Origin of the sequence: Alcanivorax xiamenensis, from assembly GCF_009846745.1 — a bacterium.
GTDB lineage: Bacteria > Pseudomonadota > Gammaproteobacteria > Pseudomonadales > Alcanivoracaceae > Alloalcanivorax > Alloalcanivorax xiamenensis.
In genome coordinates this window covers 1-2,537 of record NZ_AQPF01000099.1, presented here as the reverse complement: position 1 = coordinate 2,537, position 2,537 = coordinate 1, and the positions used below count along the sequence as shown (strand labels likewise).

Genomic DNA, 2,537 nt, shown 5'->3' with positions numbered 1-2,537 from the left:
CTGTGGGAAGCTTGCTTGCAAGCGAACGGGGTTGCTGTCGGTCCAATGGCGTTTTTTCCACGACGACCGGTATCCATGTCCCGGCTCTCACTTTGCTAAGTTCAAGGCCCCATCAAGAACCGGAGCATCGACATGCCAGGGAAGGCACGGTCACATCGTCTGAGGGCGGGCCGTCATAGCGAAGCCGGGCGGATCTACCACATCAGGATGACATGTCATGACAGACATCCGCATTTTAATACGCTATGGAAAGGTCGCTGTGTCGTGAGGGCTTTTCAGGCCAGCACTGATCTCGCGGAAACCTTATGCTACGCGGTGATGCCGGACCATGTGCATTGGGTGTTACGGCTTAAAAATGACGTCACTTTATCCGCCACCGTACGCAAGGCCAAAGGAATAACGACCCGGAATTGGCGTGCTCTTACCGCCTGCGATGAGATGCTCTGGCAATCGGGCTTTTACGATCGGGCGCTAAGAAATGACGATGATCTCGTCACGTTGTGTCGTTACGTCGTGGCAAATCCTCTACGAGCAGGTCTGGTCCGCTCCGTGCGCGATTATTCGCTCTGGGATGCGGTTTGGCTATAAAGACTTCGCTTGCAAGCAAGCTTCCCACAGCAGCGTTGTAGTAAGGCCGTGGGGAGCTTGCTTGCAAGCGAATGGCCCGGGTACCGTTAACCTCTTTTCGAACTCGGGAGAACAACAATGGCCAAGGCCTTGGTAATGCACGAAACGGGTGGCCCGGAAGTGTTGCGGGTGGAAGACGTGGACGTGGGCGACCCTGGCCCCGGGGAAGTGCGGATCAAGCAGACCGCCATCGGTGTCAATTTTCATGACATTTATGTGCGTTCCGGTCTGTATCAAACCTTGCCGCTGCCCGGCGTCCCCGGCCTGGAAGCCGCCGGAGAAATCACCGCGGTGGGTGAGGGCGTGGAAGGCTTCGCGGTAGGGGAGCGGGTGGTGTACGTGTCCGGTAACTACGGCGCTTACACGGACGAACGGCGAATCAGCGCCGATACCTTGGTGAAGATCCCTGATGGCGTGGACGAGATCAGTGCCGCCTCGATGATGGTGCGTGGCTCCACCGCCCACGTCCTGCTGAACCAGGTGTTCCCGCTACAGGCTGGCCAGACCATCCTGGTGCAGTCCGCCGCCGGCGGTGTCGGGCAATTGCTGGTGCAGTGGGCACACCACATGGGTGCCAGGGTGATCGGCACTGTCGGCAGTGAGGAAAAAGCGGAACTGGTACGCGCCCGGGGTTGCGACCATGTGATCCTCTACCGCGACGAGGACATCGTCGCAAGAGTCAACGCCATTACCAACGGAGAGGGCGTGGCGGTGGCCTACGATTCCGTCGGCAAGGATACCTTTTACAAGTCCTTGGACTGCCTGGCGCCGCTGGGCCATCTGGTGAACTTCGGCCAGTCCTCCGGCCCGGTGGACCCGATGCCGGTGTCGCTGCTGGCGCGCGGCTCCAACACCGTGGTGCGCCCCATGCGCGGCCATTACACCCGCGACCCGAAAGTGCGGGACGCCACCGCCGCCGCCTTCTTCGAGGCCCTGAAAAACGGCGTGCTGACACCGGAGCCGCCGCGCGTGTACCCGTTCGAGCAGATCGGCCAGGCACACCAGGACATGGAGGATCGCCTCACCAGTGGCGCGGTGGCGTTGAAGGTGTAGTCTCAGGGCCACTGCATCCATCAATCGTATAGTGACATGCCTTCGCGTCTGTTCGCTGCCAAGGCAGCTTCCCACAGCGGCTTCGTAGCCCCTGTTGTGGGAAGCTGCCTCGGCAGTGAACAGGCGAAGCAGGCTGTTCACAACCGTGGGGTAACAGGGAAGAGGCCGGACACAAAGACCGGGACCCCGTACAATGCCGCCATGACGGAACCCGCCCCCACCCCTTATCCGGTCCCCGCCGCGGCAGTGGATCGGGAGATCGAAATCAACAAAAGCCGCTTCATCGCCTGGCTCCGGCCGGTCAACAACCGGGCGGCGGCGCAGGCGGTGCTGGCGGAAGCCCGTGAACGCTACCCGGACGCCACCCATCACTGTTACGCCTGGCTGATTGGGCCGCCTTCCTCCGCCCAAGGCGCCGCCAACGACGACGGCGAGCCCTCCGGCACCGCCGGGCGGCCAATTCTCAACGTGCTGCGGCACAAAGGTGTGGGCGATGCCATGGTGGTGGTGATCCGCTACTTCGGTGGCGTCAAGCTGGGCGCCGGCGGTCTGGTGCGGGCCTATTCCGCCGCGGCGGAAGCGGTGCTGGCGGCCATGGAGGTGATCGAGCAGGCGCCCACCAGCGAGGTCACCGTGAGTCTGGATTTCTCCGGCGAGCAGCCCCTGCGCCACTGGTGCGGTCAGCATGAGGCCGAACTGGTGGATATTCAGTACGGTGAAAGAGTGATCGCCCACATTTGTCTGCCGGATCGGGCGATGGCGGATCTGCGGGCATTCTGCGCCGCGCATGGATTTGCCATCGGGAAGTTGTAGGGAGATGGAATCATCGCCAGCAAGCTGGTCTCCCACGGAGTGTG

Annotated in this window: 3 protein-coding genes; all 3 read left to right on the top strand. The window is 61.9% G+C overall.

Features of this window, described 5'->3' with window-relative positions; genetic code table 11:
* Window positions 1-132: 132 nt before the first annotated feature.
* The 3 genes from A6D6_RS21500 to A6D6_RS21490 all read left to right on the top strand — a co-directional run bounded on the left by A6D6_RS21500 (window position 133) and on the right by A6D6_RS21490 (window position 2,493).
* Window positions 133-588: an REP-associated tyrosine transposase gene (locus tag A6D6_RS21500; protein ID WP_159661841.1), complete on the top strand. Its 456-nt coding sequence runs from the start codon at window positions 133-135 to the stop codon at window positions 586-588.
* 117 nt (window positions 589-705) lie between these two features.
* On the top strand, window positions 706-1,680 hold the full coding sequence (locus A6D6_RS21495; RefSeq protein ID WP_159661840.1) for a quinone oxidoreductase family protein: 975 nt from the start codon (window positions 706-708) through the stop codon (window positions 1,678-1,680).
* A gap of 201 nt (window positions 1,681-1,881) precedes the next feature.
* A complete protein-coding gene (locus tag A6D6_RS21490) occupies window positions 1,882-2,493 on the top strand; it encodes a YigZ family protein (protein ID WP_133492596.1) in 612 nt (203 codons plus the stop codon).
* Window positions 2,494-2,537 lie beyond the last annotated feature (44 nt).